We start from the raw sequence: 19,114 nt of genomic DNA on the forward strand, positions 1-19,114 counted from the left end.
CATCTAATTTAACTTCAATAGACTAATAACAATGTTTGGTCTTGCTTCACTTTGTGCTTGTCGGAAGCCTAAATAGTAACTGCGTTTTGCTTCGTGTCCGTCTGGCAACCGCTCAAATTGTTCATCAAGTTCTGATACACCTTCTTCGTTATAGCGTGGATCAAATTCTTCTAAAAAGTCTGCTTCCTCTACAACTTTAAGCTCAAACCCATTGTTCAGCAATCCCATTATAATCTGTGTAAGTGTGTGATGTTGTTTTACTACATCACATCCTAAAAAATGTGTATTTCGTTCTCCTGTTATAAAGTAATTATCAATCGCCCAATATTGCGGTTTCCCATCATCTGTATAAATCCAATCCTGCCCAACTCCTGCGGTAAAAACAGGGTGTTCGATATTAAAAAGAAAAATTCCACCTGGTTTTAATGTCCTATACACTTTTTGAAATATTTCCACTATGTCCTCTATATAGTGCAGAGCTAAATTAGATATAACACAATCCCATTCATTTTCTGGATAGTCATATTCCTCTAATCCGCTAATACGATATTCAATTTGATTTCCTGAATTGCGCTTTTGGGCTTCCTCAATCATTTTCTTACTTAAATCGATCCCTAATATTTTTGTAGCTCCTTGTTCTTCTGCGAACTTGCAGTGCCAGCCATATCCGCACCCCAAGTCAAGAACAGATTTTCCTTCTAACGAAGGAAACAAAGGTTTTAATTGATGCCATTCACCAGCAGCTTTTAACCCCTCTTTACTGCGGGACATCTTTGCATATTCTTCAAAAAACTTCTCATTATCGTATTCATTATTCATAACCTTAACATCTCCTATTTTATCCTTCGGCACCGCCGCCTCCAGGCGGCTCCCCAACTTCATCTGCTCGATAAATGGGAATTGCACCAAAACAATCTAAGACAACAATGCTGCCCTACTTGCGATTTTTTCTTGTACTGCGGAAACAGTTTCTTGAATGGAATAATTGGTCGTATCTACAACATTCGATTCATATATTCCCAGATTGCAAAATTGCTCCCACATGGTTTCTACCAATTCGATATTTGTCTTTCGGTCTAACTTTGAGCGTTCAACAGCCCGCTTTAAGGTTTCTTCCTTACTTGCCCTTAAAATAATATAATGCACCTCATAATGTTCCCGAACAAGACTTTGCCACGGCTTTAAAAACCACGGTCCGATAATACCGTCAACAATTACATCATATCCCCCACGAGCATATCGCTTCGCAGCTTCTAAAAACGCTTCAATGACAATCAAATTTTGCTCATTTGATTCTGGCAAATGCGGTGGTATTGCCCCTTTACTCAAATAATGATAAAAGTCATCTGTGTGCATATGCACAGACTTTTCCAAATCTGATTCTTTTGCAACAGCAGATGCCGTTGTAGTTTTTCCTGTCCCCGGCGCACCTGTGATTACAATAATTCTACCTTGATTCATCTATATTTTACCTCCACAAATTCCGATTTGTTGATAACTCATTATATCATAAATCTATCCACTATATCATAAATCTATCCACTTTTCAATCTATATCACGCAATTAACTTGGAAAGGAACACCGCCGAGCAATGGGTTATCTCGGCGGTCACTCTTTTACTCGTTGTCCGCTCCATACGATACCGACGACGGAATTCCGTTATCATTTAGATTTTTCTCGATATCCTTCACCGGAAGTGAGGAAAAATACGCTTCTCTTCCCTCTTTTATTATAAGCTCGTGGCACGGCTTGTTTCCGGCGTTGTCGGGAATGCGCGCGTCCATTATGTTCACGGTTATCATCTCGGGAGTAATGGCGGCTCTCCCTCCGGCTTGACCTACGCACACCACCGCGTCGGGTCTGTATTGCTCCACCGCTTTTTTAAGAACCTCTCCTGCCTTTCCAAACACCGTCGGCACTTCGAGCTTTAAAATTTCCGCGCCTTGTATTTCGTTTTTCATCATTTTTACGGCTTCTCCCGCAGGATTGATTTTCTCTCCCCCGAACGGGTCAAAGCCTGTGAACAGTATTCTCATTTTATCATGCCTTTCTTTGTCTGTATTCTCTCAAAATCTCGCGGCACCTGTTTTGAAGCCACTCTGTTGTCTCAGTATCGTTTTCGACAGCGTTTTCGTATATTTCCGTCAGCCCTATCCGCAGCTCATAGCATAAAATTCGCTCGGTATATCTCGGCAGGTGAGAGTATTTTCTCTCCCAATACGCCGCAGTTTTTTCCATGCACATGAGCCATGTCCGCCAAAAATACGCGGTCGCGATGTCGTAAAGAAAGTCCCCGTAAGCCGCGCAGTCCCAGTCTATAACGCCACTTATCCTCGATTTTTTGCCTACGATAACATTATTCGAGCCGAAATCCCCGTGGAACAGCGCTCTTTCTTCCGGGCAATAAGATATAAGCTCACGATATGCCGCGAGAAGCTCGTCGATGAGTGAGAGGTTAACATAGCTCCTGCTTACCGCCGTCCAGTCTCTCTCGAATACCTCCGCAAGATATTCTCTCCAGCTGTAAAACGGAGCGTTTCCCGTATCGCTGTCAAACACGCCGCAGCCGGAAGTGCCTGATATATCGGTTCGCGATATTGCTTCGGTTACATCCGTAATATCGCCGAGCAGTCGCACAACCGTTTCTTCATCGGAGTCCTCATATGTAATCCCGTCCGCTTTTACGCTGATGCAGAAGTAGTGCGTGCCGTCAAAGTTGCCTGTTTCAACAACCTCTGGAATAGGAACTCTATCCGAGCGGAAGTGCTCATAGGCGTATTTGTCTTTTTTGAAGCCTTCCATATTTGAATTTATGCGCACGACATATTCTCTGCCGCCACGCGAAAACCAATACGCCTGTGACTCCTGCCCTTCTTTTATCGGAAAAAGCCTTATATCCTCACCGTACTTTCGGCTTAAAAACTCTGTGATGCTTTCTTTTGAATAATCGCTTTTCATGTTCCGCTCTCTCTTTTAGCTCTGTCTGAGGATAATATACCACAAAAAAGCAAAAAAATCTAAGACAACAACGCTGCCCTACTTGCGATTTTTTCTTGTACTGCGGAAACAGTTTCTTGAATGGAATAATTGGTCGTATCTACAACACTCGATTCATATATCCCCAAATTACAAAATTGCTCCCACATTGTTTCTACTAATTCAACATTTGTTTTTCTGTCTAATTTTGAACGTTCCACAGCTCGTTTCATAGTTTCTTCTTTACTGGCTCTTAAAACAATATAGTGTACTTCATAATCTTCTCGAACAAGGGCTCTCCATGGTTCTAAAAACCACGGCCCGACAATTCCATCTACAATTACATCATATCCGCCGCGGGCATAGCGCTTTGCAGCTTCTAAAAAGGCTTCAATGACAACTAAATTTTGTTCGTTGGACTCTGGTAAATGCGGCGGTATTGCTCCTTTGCTTAAATAATGAAAAAAGTCGTCTGTGTGCATATGCACAGATTTATCCATGTTCGATTCTTTTGCGACAATCGACGCAGTTGTTGTCTTTCCTGTTCCCGGCGAACCTGTAATCACAATAATTCTTCCTTGATTCATCTACATTCTCCCTCGCAATTCAGATTTACCGCTCTCTTTCTGATTTTGGAGCGTTTCTTCTCTCAAGATTGAAATGGGCGGGAAGCCATTTTAGGGCTTTCCCGCCTTGATTGCCCATCAACAAAGACGGGCGGGACTGTCAACGGCGGCGCATTTATGCGCCGTTCATCTTGACCGTTGATTGGCCCCGCTAACTTTGCTACTCTGTTCTAAGTAATTCCTCAATTTGTTTTTTCATATATTCTACAAGTGCCATCGCTTCCTTTTCTACTGTCTCCCATTCATCAGACAAATTTCCCAAATAAGCTTCCTTTGCCGTTGTTAGCAGGGGGGGAAATCTCTCCGGCAATTTTAAAATTACCCATTTTGCGGCAACATCTTTTGTCGTGATTTCTTCTGTTACTAAAGTAAACCACATTCGTGATAAGGTTAATAACACATTTCTTTCATCACCCTTAAAGCTGGAAATCAAACCAGGTAAAGAAAACCGAATTGCTTTTTTAATTTCGTGAAATGGGATAGCGGGAATAAGCTCTTTGCTTTCCGCCCCCTTCAAAGTTATGCTATTTTTTCTTGCTTGCCATAATAAAATCATTATATCTGGGTCATTGCAGGCTTGCGGATATTCTCCTGCTTCCATCTCTCCCCTTAGCCATTCACCATACATATACTGACATTTTGGCGGAAATTGCAACGGAACAATATCAGATTGATTGATAATAGTTACCTCTAAAGGTCTTTTTTCAATACAGCCTACGGAGCCAGAAATTTTCAATAATTGCTTTGTTAGATCTGCTCTGATTGAATTACTCAATTCTTGTTTAGTAATTATCAGTATATCTATATCACTATCTGGACGCAGCCCATTCATTGTTGCTGAACCATATAAATATATCCCCAATATTTGACCTTGTAATATGGTTTCTGCTATTGAAATAACTTGATTTACTTGTTGTGGAAATTCATTTATATTCATTGTAACTCCTATATGTATTTATTTTTACTCCTCAACAACTGATAAAACAGCGTCTAAGGCTAATTCTAAGGCTATGGATATACTTGTTTTTCCCCATTCTCTTTCTTGGTATTTATGAGGGTCTGCAAGAGTATCGGCTGAAAAAAGCAGCATAGCCCATGTAACTTTTCTAAATTTTGCACACGCCGCCAATGCGGAACATTCCATTTCTACTACTTGACATCCCTCTTCTTTCCGATACTGAACCATTTCTACTGTTTCTCGATAAAAACCGTCTGTTGTCCATGTTTTAACTTCCCAATATGGTATATTCTTTTGGCTTAAAGCAGATTCAATCGCATTTATACCAGCCTTTGAAATCTCTACTTCTCGGGAGGGAGGAAGATAATGGTAAGATGTTCCCTCATCTCTCAATGCAGAAACAGGTATCAAAAATCTATTTTCCGGGATGTCTTCCAATACGCCGCAGGAGCCGACGGAAATAATCTTTGTTACACCCCCTGCAATTAAATATTCTAAAACTTGGACGGCAGCAGCACTTCCCACAGGAGCCGGACATAGACATATTTTCTCCTGATTATAAAGACATTCATAAATAGGATATCGTCTTGTTGCACTTTCAAATTCATCTATCTGTATTCCATCATGGGTATGTGCATAATTTTCAACCTCGTCTCCTAAAAAAGCAAACACTGCTTTTGCAGGAAAACATTTTTTCCCATTTCCCGGCTGAAAAACAGCTTTTGATGCGGTATCGTACTCTAAAACAGGGTAGTCATGCTTTACTAATGGCATATTATTATCTCGAATAACAGGCTATTATTCTATTCCTTTCATCATCTTTTTTGCCAACTGCTTGAACAGGTCGGCAGTTTCTTCATCCATCGGCGTAAGCTGTCCGATCTGTCCGGCAACCATCGCCGCTACATCGTCAATGGAAAGCGGGTTTTGCTTCTGTTCCGCCAATGCGTCCCGCATGGCTTGGAACATCGCGGCGGTCACAGCTTCTCCCGGCTGTTCCCCGTTTTCAATATCTTTCTTAATATCCCGCAGGATAGCCAGGAACACATTTTTGATTTTCTCAATCTCCGCCTCATGTTCCCCCATCTTCTGGGCGTTCAAAAGCTGTAAATCCTGCTTTGCTTCCGCCCGGTGTTCCGGGTGTTCTTTCATCAGGTCGGACAGGGAAGCCGTTGCTATCTCGATAAGCTGGTTTCTTGCTGTTATGCCTTTTGCCGCTGTGTCCTGAAAATAAATCCGTATCAAATCTATCAGCTTAGGAAAATTCCTGTGTTCCAACAGGCGGTTGAGGATTTGCACATCAACAGCACCCGTCACGAGCCCCCTCACGGCTCCCTCGGACAAGCCTAATTCAGAAATATCGTAGCTTTTACGGACGCTCACGGTGGACAAGCCCAGTATATAGTCTGTCGATACCTTAAATTCCTTTGCCACACCTATGAGAATATCACTGCTGACCGTTCTCGTTTCGCCGCTGACAATGCGGCTCAACTGGGAAGCGGAAACACCTATCTTCTCCGCAAGTTCCTTCTGTTTAGGTTTGGATATATTGTTTTGAGTTGCCACGATATACAATATTTAGATTGGACGTGATTAATTAAAAATGAGGATGGCCACAGAAGTCAGCAACGATGCCAGCGAAATCCAGAACGAGGTGGAACGCACGTTGTTGCCGTTGACGGTAGATTGACGGGCTTTCACTTCATTGGGTTCCACATACACCACGTCATTCTGTTGCAGATAATAGGCGGGTGAAGAATAGATGTGTTCGCCGGAAGTGAGGTTCAGTCCGTACACCCGTTGCACATCCCCTTCTTGCCGTAACACCATCACCTTGGAACGGTTTCCGTAGATGGTCAGGTCGCCTGCCATGCTGAGTGCATCGAGTATGGTCAGCCTGTCCCGGTCAATGCTGAAACGTCCCGGACTGTTCACCTCGCCCAACACGGATATGCAGAGATTGGCAAATTCCACGGTCACGACAGGGTCTTTCACCAAATTCTCCTTTATCAATTCGTTCTTGATACATTCGGCGATTTCTTCCCGCTTCATTCCGGCCACGTGTATCTTGCCAAGTACAGGAAAATCTATCTTACCGTTGGCATCTACGGTATAAGCGGATACTCCTTGATTGCTTGAAGCCGTCACGCCATTTGTCCTTAAAGACTGACCCAATTGCCTGGACACATAAGGCAGGTTGAACAAGTCCGTCAACTGGGGGTCACGGCTGTTGACGATAATGGAAATCTTATCCTCCGGTCGGACTGTAATGGCTTTCACTTCAGGCAACTTGATTTCTGTTTCCCCGGGTCTCAAATCCTGGAAATAAACTACTTCCTTGGAAGAACCGCACGAGCCCAGTGTCACTGTACTTGCGACAATGAGCAAGATGTAAAATACTTTATTTATACTCATATTCCTGATTTTTCTTTGTTTAAGACCTTCTATAGCCTGTGTCTTGAAATACTATGGTGTTTTGGTAGTGCCATTCATTGAATGATTTGCCGTCAACTGGCTTTCCTGTCTTGTATATCCTTTCTACAAATGTTCTTTTCATACACTCCATGTCACCTACGGCAAATGGCATTTCCCTGTCCTCTACACTTGTCACAACAATAGGGAGGGGCACACGAAACACTTTCATCGCATTAATAACCGATTTCGTATAGATGTGACAAAGGTGAAAAGCAGAACGTTCGAATGCCACCCAATAATTATCAACACGGTACAGATGAATATGCTCTCTATTGGAACGCTCACTGAAAAGTATGTCTGACAGATGATTCTCCATCAACTTGCCAAGCTCTATGCCGAACCTGTTCATTGAAATTGTGATTAAATCAATTTATAATAGCATTAATTTTCGGTCGCAAGGGGGATTGATTTTTCCTGTTTGTTAGGGAAAAATTTACAATCGGTTCATATCCTCATGGAATAAGCTGAATATACTCCGCTTCTACTTCTATGGAGGCAGCCAACAAGGTGGGCAGTTCCACCAGCAGCCTTTTTGTCTTCGAACCACGTGTGGTCACCAATGTGCCCGTATATCCGTCCAACTGCCCGCCGATGATGCGGATTTTCCGGTTTCTCATCTCCGGTGTCACCTCGTCAGGGGAATAGAACTTAGGATTATCACTGGCTTCTACCGCCTTGATGAAACGTTCCATATCTGCGACAGGGACGATGATAGGAGTGTGCTGTACACCGAGCTTGTAACGGTATTGAAGCTTGGGGGTACTCTCCACAATGGCATCAAGATGCTCCCTCGTGTCTTTCACGAAAAGCAAGTCCTGCATGAAAGGCACTTCCTGATCCACCCGCTTGCCACCAACTACGACCAAACGATGCACCATAGGAGTGAAACACTGCACCTTCAAGTTCTCGAACATCTTGTAGGCGGGCAATTTGGCATGTCTGCGTTTGAGGTCACGCATGGCATACCAGTGCAGTTTATCCTCTATAGGTAGTATTTCGTCCATGATAATAAATGGATAGCCTTACGCCTTAGTTGGTGAAGGGATACATTTCCGACTCCTCCAAGTGTTTATTATATATTGAAACACATGTAGTTACAACGGTATTATCCAAAAGTTCGGGGAAATTCCCCAGCATTATATATGCTATCATTATCTTATTTCGGCATGACCTCAATCGTACTTTGGTAGACTCGAAATCATGTACATTATCGGTACATCTCTCCGTAAGAGATGTATCATGTTTAGCAATTGGAGATAATTAGGTGATATCCAATGAAGTATAAAATGTAATAATTACAATTTGTCAAACAACTGTTCGACAAATCCTTTTTAAGGACGTATTGGAAACTATTCATTTCTTAACTTTTTTGGTATTTATCACCGTTTTCCCAACAATTGTGTGTAACTTTGCATGCGAAATACATCTCTTACGGAGAGATACACCGATTTGTCGAACAAATCCACTTTCTACCGCCAAGCCTTTTTCCCAACGGTTTTCTTGTCGATTCGCATTTTATTCCCCCCCTAATCCGCTTATATACAAAGGATAGCTGTACCTTTAATGAGGCTACCACTACAGAATGTACATCGCGCTCTCAGGCCTTGAATCGGTACATCTCTCTTTAAGAGATGTATCCAACCTGCTATTTATTTGAAAATAAACAGTTTGTTAATTCATACACTTTTATTTGTCAAACAATTCTTCTTCTTTTGTCGAACAAATCCTGTGGGAAGGTTCGCCCAAAACGTAATTTTCAGGATTCATCCTGTGTGGATTGCAGTATTTTTTGTAATTTTGCGGCGTGCGAAACATCTCTTAAAGAGAGATTTACCACTTTGTCCAACAAAAATCCCCCTGAACGGGAAAGGTTCAAGGGGAATCTCTCAACTTACAAAATGTGTTTGGGGGTACCCAATCATTCTTATCTGCCAATAGACCGGATGACCTTGCTGTTGGCTTTGTCCACCACCGAAGAATCCAGTAGGGCCAAATAGATGCGGGTCGTATCTTCCGAATCATGCCCTAACGCCTCGCTGATGACAGGCACGGGCACATTCTGACTCTTGGCGATGCTGGCCCACCCATGCCTTGCGACATAAAACGTGAGCTTGATGGGACATTCAACCATCCGGCCAATCTTTTGCAACCGCTTGTTCATCACATGCGAGGCATTCAGGTATTGCCGTCTTTCCTTTTCTCCCGGCACCTTGATGATGGGAAGAAGGTAAGGAGAATCCGGATTTGTGTATTTCCGGACAATTTCCTGCATGGGCTGCTCCCATTTGATGCAAAGCTGTTGGTCGGTCTTGTGCCGCCGATAGACAAGCACGCCGTTTTGCAAATCTTTCTTTTTCAAGAAAGCCAAGTCCACGAAAGACATGCCGCGAAGATAAAAGCAGAGCAGGAACAGGTTCCGGGCGAAAGCCAAGGCCGGATATAATTCCAAATCCAGATTCTTGATCCGTCCGATGATTTCTGAGGATACGCCCCTTTTGACCGTCTTCTCAACTCCCGTATGGACATGGCGGAACGGACTGCGGTTTTCCACCAATCCTTCCTCCGATGCCCTATTATATAAGGTACGCAGATTGCGCAAGTAAAAAGATACCGTATTCGGGCATTTCCCGTTCTGCTTCAGGTAAGCCTCGTATTCCATCATCATGACGGAATCCATCGCATCCAAAGGTACATCTCCCGCTTCGCCCCGGAAACGGATGAAACTGTTGAGTGAACTGGCATAGACTTCGGATGTCCGCTCTTTCCCCATGCGTTTGGTCTGGTCGATGACTTTCCGGGCATAGACAAAGAAACAGTCGTCATGTCCTTCCGGACTGTGATAGGCAAGGACTATCTGCTCGGAAGAAAGTTTCCCTGACTGTTCCAGCTTCCGGATAATGCCGTTCAACCGTTTCTGGTCTTCCTCCATACGGAAACGCAAGGCTTCCAGATAGCGTTCCCGGTCCGGATTGCCTTTCACGCTGCGGATTTTGCCCGCTTCCTTGTCCCATTCATAAAGGTGCAATTTATACCCCGTACTAATCAGGCGGGTCTGCCGCCCGTGTATCACTTGATAACATAACGTGCCCTCTTTGCCTGCGACCGAAGAGGACCTGAACTTGATTTTTATTGTTGCCATAATAATCGTTTTTTTTGCTGATAAAATATAAGTGAGCCGGGGACATACGGTTGTCCTCCCGTATGCCCCTTAACTGTTTTTATCCAAGCGCCTCAAATCCTCACTTTCTTTACCTGCGGTAAAGGTGCCTCCGTTTGCATTTCCGGACGGATATGCCAAGTGTGCCTGTCTGATGGCGGAGTCGGGACGATTTCATGAGATACCCCGGCATGGAGACTTTCTTTCTGGGATTCTTTTCCCTTTCCGTCTTCTTCCAGTACTGGCTCTTGTTTAGGAGCCAGTTCCAACTGTATCTTGCGGTCAAGAGCGGAAAGTTCGGATTTCAGTTGTTTCAGTTCCTCCTCCTTCTTCCACGTCTTGCCCGCTATCTCCTGCAACTGCGGTATCTCACGCTCCAGCACCTCGTTCTTTTCCTCGTACTGCTTGATAATCGCCGGGATACGCTCCAACGCATTGAGGAAGTTCAAGGCGGCGGCATGGGTGTCCGCCATCGCCAAATGCCCGTTGTTGTAGGTGTACTTGTAGTTACCCTCGACATGGAAACGGTTGTCGATGAACTCCAACCCCTCGCTGAGCGTCCGCTCGCTCACCACCTTGATGGGGAAGCCGTACAATTCACCGATACGCTGGGGTACTCCGCCTGTCGTGGCGTTCTTGGCTATATCCTGCAACCGCTTTCCGATGGCCTTTTCATCGGTGGTGTCCAGCCCGTCAATCTTTATCAGGTTGAGCCGGTTTCCGTCCTTGTCGATCTGTGCGGCAGCGGTGAACTTCTCCCAATCCTCCGTCATGGCGGCGATAATGGCTTGGTTGTTGCGCAGAGCGGTTGTCTTGCTTTCCAGCTTCAGTTCAGAATCGCGCTTGCCCCTGTTGAACGACTTGCGCTCACCCTCCAGCGAGGCGATTTTCTTTTCGAGCTTCGCCTTGTCCAGCAAGTCCGTGTTGCCCGACAGTATCGCCATGTATTCTGAGAAGTTCATGCCCGACTTCTCGTCCATCGCCCCCTCGTCGATGGTTCGTGCGCCCATCGCGCCGGACTTCAACTGCGATATGAACGTCTGCTTGCAGTGCAACAAGTTGAACTTGTACGAGTCCAGCGACTTCTCCACGGCATAGATGATGACGTCCACCTTGTTGTCCGCGTACAGCTTGGCAATCTCGTTGCCTTTCCTGACCGCCCGTCCGTCACGCTGGGCGAGGTCGGACGGCCGCCACGGCGTGTCGAGGTGATGGATGGCGACCGCCCTGCGCTGGGCATTCACACCCGTGCCGAGCATACTCGTCGATCCGAACAGCACACGCACCTGCCCCTCGTTCATCGCCTCGATGACCGCCTTCCTTGCCTTCTCGGTCTTGCACTCCTGAATGAAGCGGATTTCATGGGCGGGTATGCCGTAGTCCTCCACCAGCTTGCGCTTGATTTCGGTATAGACGCTCCATCCGCCGCCCGGCTGGAATGTACCGAGGTCGCTGAACACGAACTGCGTACCCCTCTGCGCATCGTATTTATGATAGTATTCCGCTATCATCTTGGCGCAATGGCTCGCCTTGTTGTCGGGGTGGTCTTCGTAATTCGGGTCAATCATGCGCATGTCCAATGCCATCTTCCGGGCATAGTCCGTGGCGATGAGCATCTTCGCCTTTTCCTCTGTTTCCGACAGCGGCGGCCTGCCTAAGATAGTCGCATCGCCGGACTTGGCGAACTGCATCAGCTTTCCGATAAACACCTCTTGGTCGGGCGTGGGCGGAATGTGGTGCAGTATCTCGTTCTTCTTCGGACGTTCCACGCCAATGTCCTCCGCCGTGCGGTAGTCGGTTATCTCGTTGTAGAACGCCGCCAGTTCGGGTACTTTAATAAAGTAGCGGAAACGTTCCTTCTGCACGATGCTGTTCGTTACGTTGAACTCAAAGTCGGTCGTCTTCTTAGCGAATATCGCCGCCCATGCGTCGAAACAGCGGATGTCCTGCTTCTCCAACGCCTTCGGGCGCAGGTACTTGAACAGCAGATATAACTCCGTGAGGCTATTGGATATGGTCGTGCCGGAGAGGAACGTGGCTCCCAAATCCCTGCCCGTCCGTTCCTGTATGGTGCGGATGGCGAACAGCAGGTTCAGCGCCTTCTGGCTCCCCTCGGAGTTGCCCAGCCCCGCCACTCGGTCGTGGCGCGTGTTGAACGTCAGGTTCTTGAATTGGTGGCTCTCATCGACAAAGAGGTGGTCGATGCCCATCTGCTTGAAGTCCGCCACGTCGTCCGCCCTCGTCTTGATGGCGTGTTCCACCTTTTCCAATTTGGCTTGCAGGTTGAACTTGCGTTTCTCCAAGCCCCGCAGCATGGCGCGTGACACGTCCTTGCCCTGACTACGCAATACCTCAAGGTTTTCCTCCACCGTGTCCAGTTCCGCCTGCAAGATGCGCTGCTGCAACTCCGGCGACTGCGGGATCTTTCCGAACTGGTCGTGCGACATGATGACGCAATCCCAATCGTTGTTCTTGATGTCGTTGAAGAAGCGCACCCGGTTGGCGGCGGAAAAGTCCTTCTCCGAGGCGTAGAGGATGCGGGCGTTGGGGTAAGCCTTGCGGTAGGTCTCGGCAATCTCCCTCACGTTGGCTTTCAACCCGATAATCATCGGCTTGTGCGCCAAGCCCAGACGCTTCATCTCGTAGGAGGCGACGCACATTATCAGCGTCTTGCCGCCGCCAACTTCCTGGTCGCCTATGCCGCCGCCGTTCTGTTTCACCATCCATACGCAATCCTTCTGCGAGGGGTACAAGTCCTTTATGCCCAAGCCTTTCAGGTCCAAGCCCGGGAACTTCTGGTGCGAGCCGTCGTACTTCGGGCGCACGAAGCAGTTGAACTTGCCGTTGTACATATCTGTCAGGCGTTTCTTGAACTCCGGCGACTGTTCTTCCAGCCATTCGGTGAAGCCGTTTCGGATTTCGTCAATCTTCGCGTTGGCGAGCTGGATGCCCTCGCTGTCGCGCACCTTGATGTCGTTCCCGTTTTCGTCCTTGCCGATGCTTTTCATCATGTCCGGGCAGGTGTTGTGCAGCGCGTGTTTCAGCAGGTTCATGCCGTCGTAGTTGCGGTAATAGCCCTTTACCAGAAACTCGTCTGTGATTTTCATCGTCTTGCAGGCACAGTTCACGGAATACTCGTCAAGGCTTTCCGAGTAGGTTATCCGCACGTCCGTGTCGAACAGGCGGCTCATGTAGGCGGCATACACGCCCGTGGGTATCCAACGCTCCCCGAAGTTGAAGTCCAAGTCCTCGAAGGGGATTTGTTCGGGCACATTCTCGCGCAAAGCCGCCAATGACTCCTGCGCCTGCGGCAGCATTGCGTGTCCCTCGTGTTCCCTAATCCAGCCCTCCACGTCGGCGACTTTCTGCACCACGTTCCCGGCGATGAAGCGGTCGGCAATCTCGTAGCCCTCCGCCAACGGGTTGTAGAACACCCGCCCTTTCAGGGCTTCCAGCATCTCCGCTTGCGGCAGGTCGCAGAGGGATTCCATGTAGGGCAGGTTCACGCCGCCGTACAGGTTGAGCGAGGCGGACAGGGCTTCTTCGGGCGATTCCACTTCGACCAATGTTTCCTGCGAAAAGGAAACGGGACGGTCGAAGATGTCCGCCTTGACAAACTGCCCGTCCTCGCCGCGCTCCAACGAGAGCATGTTGCGCCCCGAAGCGTCCATCAGGATGAACTTTGCGTTGTGCTTGGCGTTCAGGTTGCCGTAGCGCATGACGAACTCATCGTAGTAGGTGTTCAGGTTGCGGCGCAGCAGGGCGTTTTCCTCGTGGTTCTCCGCTTCGTGGACGTAGAGCCGCTCGTAGGTGTTACGCAGGTCGATGTACAACTGTGCCTTCTGCGCCTGCATCCCCTCCATGTCGAGCGGCTGGAAAGTCGCCCCGTACCTGGTGACATCCCTCAGCACCCCGATTTGGAAGCGGACGCCGCCTGTGTGTTCCCATACCAGAGAGCCGTCTTTCAAGTGCGGCTCCATGATGCCCTTGAACGGGCGTGGCATCATCGCTTCCTCTTTCCGGCGTTGCCGTTCTTCGGGTGTCAAGGCGGCTTCTTCCTCGCGCATTTCCCTTTCCACACGCTCGATTTGCGCTTTCCCTTCCGCCTCAAAACCGTTCTCAACGGGATAAAATGGGCGCACGGACGATGGTTGCTCCATTTCCGTAGCCTGTCTTTCTTCTTTTTTCGCCTCCGCCGCCCTTTCCGCCTGTTTGGCTGCATTGGCATCCATCTTCTCCCGACCGAGGCGGCGCAGTTCCGCCCGGCGTTCCGGCGTGAGCGACATCATCATTTCATAGAAGCCGTTGATGGGCGGGTTGGTCTCCCAGTCCAGACTGCGGTAGATGGCATCCTCCGGGTCATCGTCCTCTGTGGTTTCGGAAGCGTCTTTCACATCGGGTGAAGTGGCAGAAACGGTTTCCTGTCGGGACGCTTGCGGCACATCCATCCTGTTGCGGATAATTTCCTCCATTTCCTGCGCTTCTTCCGGAGTCAAGGACGTGATGTCGGAAGCCGCTTCTGTGGATTTGGCTTTCACTTTTCCGCTTTCTTTTTTCGCCGCTTCCTCCTTTCCGCTCTTCGGGAGGGAGAACAATGTTGGCTGTACGGCTTTCTTCCCTTTGGACTTACCGCTTTTCTTCCGTTCCGGTTTCAGCCCCCGTTCCGCCAACCGCCGCTCTTCCTGCGTGTAGCCGAACAGGTCGTACAAGTCCATAACCGGGGCTTCGGGGCGTTTGCTTTCCACCTCCTGAGCCACGGCTTGCACCGGTTCCGCTTTCAACTGTACCGACTTTTCTTCTTTTTTCGCCTCCGTCTGCATAGGTTGTACGACAATCGTCTGCCGAGTCTCCTGCCTTTTTTCCTTGATGCCATTATAGCGTTCCAAGTCCAGCCGTGCCGACAAGTCCGCCGACAGCATTTGGTACAAATCCGTTGCGATGCCCTCCACACCACCGCTGTGCGTATAAACCATAGCGGGCTTACCGTAAGGGTCGGTGTCCCTTTTCGCGTCGGTATGGATGATGCGTTCCGGGTGGTCGAGGAAATACCCGTTGGAAACAATGTTCGTGTGGTTGCTCTTTACCACATCGCCCAACCTCTTGTCTTCCTCGGAAAGTTCCTCCTTGCCTTCATTCTTTTGCAGGATTATCAGGTCACACCCCACCTCCGTGTTGGCATCTTCCGTGAACAGGTTGTTCGGCAGGCGGATGGCGGACACCAAGTCCGCTTTCCTTGTCATCATGTAGCGTGTGCCGCCGTTGCTTTCCGTATTCAATACCCCCTGCGAGGTGATGAACGCCACGATGCCGCCGTCACGCACCGCGTCCAGCCCTTTCAGGAAGAAATAGGTATGCACCTTCCTTGCCGCTATCTTCTTGAACACCGAGCCGTTGGCATATTCCGGGTCGAACACCGCGATGTCCCCGAAAGGGATGTTGGATATGGCAAGGTCAAAACGGTTCAGGAACGGCTTTTCTATCTTCTCGAAGCCCTCCGTGCGTATCTTCTGCTGCGGGTACAGGTGTCCCAGCATCTTGCCCGTCAGCAGGTCTTTCTCGAAGGCCATCACCTCCGCCTGCGGGTTGTCCGACAGCACCGAGCCGATGAACGCGCCCATGCCCGCTGACGGCTCCAGCACGAGGTTGGGGCGCACCTTCTTGTCGTGCAGCACGTCCGCGATGGTGTCGGTTATTGCTTTCGGGGTGTAGAACGCCGTCAGCACCGAGGCTTTAAGCGAGTCCACGTAGCGTTTGTACTCCGTTTCATCCTTGCTGTTCTCTCTAATGATTCGGTGCAGTTCCACCGTAGGCGCGAACAGTTCGAGGTCGGACTTCGCCCAACGCGCGGCGTCCGCCAGTTCCCTTGCCGGGTTCAGGATGCACTTCAGGCCCCCGAAGCCGCAGTAACGCTCTAATAGCGCACGTTCCCTCTCGGTGGGTGTGCGCCGCTCCCGGTCCAGCGTGAACGCCGTGCGTACCGCCTCGATGTTGTCGCGCATCTTCTGTTTCCTATTGAACGCCATAGGACTCCAGATAAAGCATGACGGTTCCCACCAGCTCCGTGTAGAGCAGGTCGTGTCCGGGCGACAGGGCGAAGGTGTCGTCCGACGTGTCGTAACCGGCGAACAGGTTTGTCAAGTAGGGATAAAGCTCGTTGCAGAACGCCTCGCGGCCGGATTCCGCCACCTCGTCGGCGAACTCGTTTTCCACGACCTCGCGCAGCAGGGCGTAGGGCGAGAAGTGCAGCCCGTGCAGCAGGACGCGCATGGCTTCCTCGTGGGCATACTCGACCGTACTTCCTGCCGACCTTTCTTTTTCAAAGGTGGTGGCGGCAGCTTCCTCCCTCTCTGCAATAAGGTACGTGTCGGAAACTTTGTCGGGATGGTATTTTCTCAGGTAGTCCAGCAGGTACAGCCCGTAGTAGGACAGTTCCGCTGGGACGGTTTTCTTGTTCTGTTTCATTTTCTGATGGATTTAGTGGTGAAAAATCAGATTGTGGAATGGATAGGAAAGAAGAAAAAAGGCACCCGGTATCCCTCCGAGTGCCGCCACTAAATCCATGTGAATAACGAGTATCAACGAATTGAAACAGATTATGACATGAATCAGTGGCAAAAGTAATGCAAATCGAGGGGAGAACAAAATAAGCTCGCTTATTTTTTATTCCGAGATGCAGCTTACTTTATTAAAAGGTACGTATTATTTTCTTCCTCCTTTCCTGTTAGTGAATTTTTTTGTGCCTTTGGCTTCGGGAAACACGAATTTTGTATTGAAATCCGCATCGAATGTGACCATTGCGCTGAACGGCTTGCCCTGCCTGCTCTTGAAGCCGTTGAGGACACCCGTGCTGCCTTTTGCCAGCAGTTCGTTCATTTCCGCGTCGGTGAGCGTCCTGCCCGCCATCTGGCGGAACACGGGCAGGGCGCAGTCCGGGTTGTCGCAGCGCACCACCTTGCCGTAGAACTGCATCGTACCCTTGCCGCACTTGGGGCAGGCACAGTCCGATGCCTTGTGCCCGAACAGCTTGTCCGAGGCAAGCAGTTCCGTGGTGATTTTCCGGGTATAGCTTTCAATGTCGCGGATGAATGCCTCGTGCGGCATCCTGCCTTTTTCTATCTCCGCCAGTTCCGCCTCCCAGCGTCCCGTCATCTCCACGTCGGCGATGTCCATGCCCCTGACGATGGAATACAGGGCAAGCCCTTTCTCCGTCGGCACGAGCGACTTCTTCACGCGCACCATGTATTCCCTTTTGAGCAGGGTCTCGATGATGGCGGCACGGGTGGCGGGCGTGCCGATGCCGCAGTCCTTCAACGCCTGCCGCGCTTCCTCGTCCTCCAAGCCCTCGCGCCCGGCGGTCTCCATCGCCGCCAGCAGGGTGCTTTCGGTATGCAACGGCTTCGGGCGTGTCATGCCCGAACTCATCGAACAGCCGCTCATTGCCAATATATCACCTTCTTTCCAGTCGGGCAAAACGGTGTCTATGTTGTCCTCGCCATAGACCGACCGCCAGCCCGCCTTGCGCACGATGCAGCCTTTTGTCTCGAACGCTATGCCCTCACACTCCGCCCGGACGGTGGTCGTGTCCTTGACGCACTCCGGGGAGAACGCTTCCACCATGCGCCCCACAATCATGTCGTAGATGGTCTGCTCGTCCTTGTAGAGCGCCAATGGACGGTTGGGTGTCACCAACAGGGCATGGTGGTCGGTCACTTTCGAGGCGTCCACGCTGCGGCGGTTCAGTCCGTCCAAGGCTCCAATCTTCTCCGCAAAGGAAGAATGGGTTGCCAGACGGTCGAACAGCATGGGCACTTCGTCAAACACGTCCTCCGGGATGTAGCGGCTTGATGTTCTCGGATAGGTGACGAGCTTCGCCTCGTAGAGCTTCTGCACGAGGGCGAGCGTCTGTTCCGCCGTGAAGCCGTGCCTCGTGTTCGCCTTCTTTTGTAGCGTGGTCAGGTCGTACAGGAGCGGAGGGTTCTCTATCTTTTCCCTCTTTTCGACTTTGGTAACGGTTGCTGCCATCTGTTCCTTTACCTTATTATATAGTATGGCGGCTTCCTCCTTGTCCTTCCATTTCTCCACCGAGGCGAACTTCACGACCTCATCCACGCTCACCGACGGCGTGGTGAAATGGAGCTGGTATACCGGTTCGGGCTGGAAACGCTTGTTCTCCCAAAAACGTTGGCAGACCATCGTCAGCGTGGGTGTCTGCACCCGTCCCACGGAATACGTGCCGCGCCCGGCGGCCACCGACAACGCCTGTGTGCCGTTGATGCCTACCAGCCAGTCGGCTTCGCTGCGGGCTTTGGCGGCTTGATAGAGGTTGTCGTATTCGCGGCCGTCCTTCAGTTTCTTTAATCCCTTGCGGATGGCGGCATCTGTCAGCGAGCTTATCCACAGCCTTTGGAACGGCAGGGTGCAGCCGATATAGGAATACAAATACCTGAAAATCAGTTCGCCTTCACGGGCGCAGTCGGTCGCCACGATGATGCCATCGCTTTCGTTCCACAGCTTGGTTATCACCTTGATTTGCTTCACCGCCGCCGCGTCCGCCTTGTAGCCCTTGTCCGTTTTTACCTGTCGGGGTATAAGCTCGAAGTTTTTAGGAATGACAGGCAGGCTGTCGCGCCGGAAGCCCTTGATGCCGTAGCCGTCTGGCAGGGCAAGCTGCACCAGATGCCCCAGCGCCCATGTCACGTGGTAGCCGTTCCCGGTGAAATACCCTTCTTCCCTTTTCATCGCGCCGACAATCCGTGCTATCTCACGGGCGACGCTCGGTTTTTCTGCCAATATGGTAATCATGTCTTTCTCTGTTTTTTTATTCGTTGATACTTTTGTCTTTAATGGGGATGAAACGGGGCACGGCATTGTTTGTGGGATATGCGCACAAGGCGGTGCATGTTCCCCGTTTCAGCCCGTCA

General features: G+C 49.5%; 14 protein-coding genes and 2 pseudogenes. All 16 read right to left on the reverse strand.

What is annotated here, in order from left to right; all coding sequences use genetic code 11:
* Nucleotides 1–3: 3 nt before the first annotated feature.
* The 16 genes and pseudogenes from D8S85_RS06000 to D8S85_RS06070 all read right to left on the reverse strand — a co-directional run bounded on the left by D8S85_RS06000 (nucleotide 4) and on the right by D8S85_RS06070 (nucleotide 18,995).
* Complete coding sequence (locus tag D8S85_RS06000) at nucleotides 4–882, reverse strand: class I SAM-dependent methyltransferase (protein ID WP_007215979.1); 879 nt, start codon at nucleotides 880–882, stop codon at nucleotides 4–6.
* A 33-nt stretch (nucleotides 883–915) separates the two neighbouring features.
* Nucleotides 916–1,461: an AAA family ATPase gene (locus D8S85_RS06005; RefSeq protein ID WP_004292764.1), complete on the reverse strand. Its 546-nt coding sequence runs from the start codon at nucleotides 1,459–1,461 to the stop codon at nucleotides 916–918.
* A gap of 156 nt (nucleotides 1,462–1,617) precedes the next feature.
* Nucleotides 1,618–2,037: a pyroglutamyl-peptidase I family protein gene (locus tag D8S85_RS06010; RefSeq protein WP_057991049.1), complete on the reverse strand. Its 420-nt coding sequence runs from the start codon at nucleotides 2,035–2,037 to the stop codon at nucleotides 1,618–1,620.
* Nucleotides 2,038–2,041: 4 nt separating this feature from the next.
* Nucleotides 2,042–2,959, reverse strand: coding sequence for an aminoglycoside phosphotransferase family protein (locus tag D8S85_RS06015; protein ID WP_002779679.1), 918 nt, complete (start codon nucleotides 2,957–2,959; stop codon nucleotides 2,042–2,044).
* 59 nt (nucleotides 2,960–3,018) lie between these two features.
* Nucleotides 3,019–3,564, reverse strand: coding sequence for an AAA family ATPase (locus D8S85_RS06020; RefSeq protein WP_127074889.1), 546 nt, complete (start codon nucleotides 3,562–3,564; stop codon nucleotides 3,019–3,021).
* Nucleotides 3,565–3,763: 199 nt separating this feature from the next.
* Nucleotides 3,764–4,540 (reverse strand): ANT(9) family aminoglycoside nucleotidyltransferase, encoded by a 777-nt coding sequence (locus tag D8S85_RS06025; protein ID WP_002578722.1) that lies wholly within the window; start codon nucleotides 4,538–4,540, stop codon nucleotides 3,764–3,766.
* 24 nt (nucleotides 4,541–4,564) lie between these two features.
* Nucleotides 4,565–5,335 (reverse strand): nucleoside phosphorylase, encoded by a 771-nt coding sequence (locus D8S85_RS06030; protein ID WP_002578723.1) that lies wholly within the window; start codon nucleotides 5,333–5,335, stop codon nucleotides 4,565–4,567.
* A 24-nt stretch (nucleotides 5,336–5,359) separates the two neighbouring features.
* On the reverse strand, nucleotides 5,360–6,136 hold the full coding sequence (locus tag D8S85_RS06035) for a helix-turn-helix domain-containing protein (protein WP_127074890.1): 777 nt from the start codon (nucleotides 6,134–6,136) through the stop codon (nucleotides 5,360–5,362).
* Nucleotides 6,137–6,154: 18 nt separating this feature from the next.
* Nucleotides 6,155–6,976: a polysaccharide biosynthesis/export family protein gene (locus D8S85_RS06040; protein ID WP_004292760.1), complete on the reverse strand. Its 822-nt coding sequence runs from the start codon at nucleotides 6,974–6,976 to the stop codon at nucleotides 6,155–6,157.
* A 19-nt stretch (nucleotides 6,977–6,995) separates the two neighbouring features.
* Entirely contained in the window at nucleotides 6,996–7,385 is a 390-nt protein-coding gene (locus tag D8S85_RS06045; RefSeq protein WP_004292759.1) for a hypothetical protein, read from the reverse strand.
* A gap of 103 nt (nucleotides 7,386–7,488) precedes the next feature.
* A complete protein-coding gene (locus D8S85_RS06050) occupies nucleotides 7,489–8,040 on the reverse strand; it encodes a UpxY family transcription antiterminator (protein WP_004292758.1) in 552 nt (183 codons plus the stop codon).
* 920 nt (nucleotides 8,041–8,960) lie between these two features.
* Nucleotides 8,961–10,175 carry a site-specific integrase gene (locus D8S85_RS06055; protein ID WP_004292757.1) on the reverse strand — a complete coding sequence of 405 codons (1,215 nt, stop codon included), beginning with the start codon at nucleotides 10,173–10,175 and terminating at the stop codon, nucleotides 8,961–8,963.
* 215 nt (nucleotides 10,176–10,390) lie between these two features.
* A pseudogene (locus D8S85_RS06060) lies at nucleotides 10,391–14,545 on the reverse strand (helicase-related protein); the annotation flags it as partial.
* Nucleotides 14,546–14,766: 221 nt separating this feature from the next.
* Nucleotides 14,767–16,216, reverse strand: a pseudogene (locus D8S85_RS22325) (N-6 DNA methylase); the annotation flags it as partial.
* Nucleotides 16,203–16,655, reverse strand: coding sequence for a DUF1896 family protein (locus tag D8S85_RS06065; RefSeq protein WP_004292755.1), 453 nt, complete (start codon nucleotides 16,653–16,655; stop codon nucleotides 16,203–16,205). The pseudogene D8S85_RS22325 and the gene D8S85_RS06065, both read right to left, overlap by 14 nt.
* A 237-nt stretch (nucleotides 16,656–16,892) precedes the next feature.
* Nucleotides 16,893–18,995, reverse strand: a complete 2,103-nt coding sequence (locus tag D8S85_RS06070) for a type IA DNA topoisomerase (protein ID WP_004322053.1) — start codon at nucleotides 18,993–18,995, stop codon at nucleotides 16,893–16,895.
* Between the last annotated feature and the right edge of the window lie 119 nt (nucleotides 18,996–19,114).

Origin of the sequence: Butyricimonas faecalis (assembly GCF_003991565.1) — a bacterium.
Classification (GTDB): domain Bacteria; phylum Bacteroidota; class Bacteroidia; order Bacteroidales; family Marinifilaceae; genus Butyricimonas; species Butyricimonas faecalis.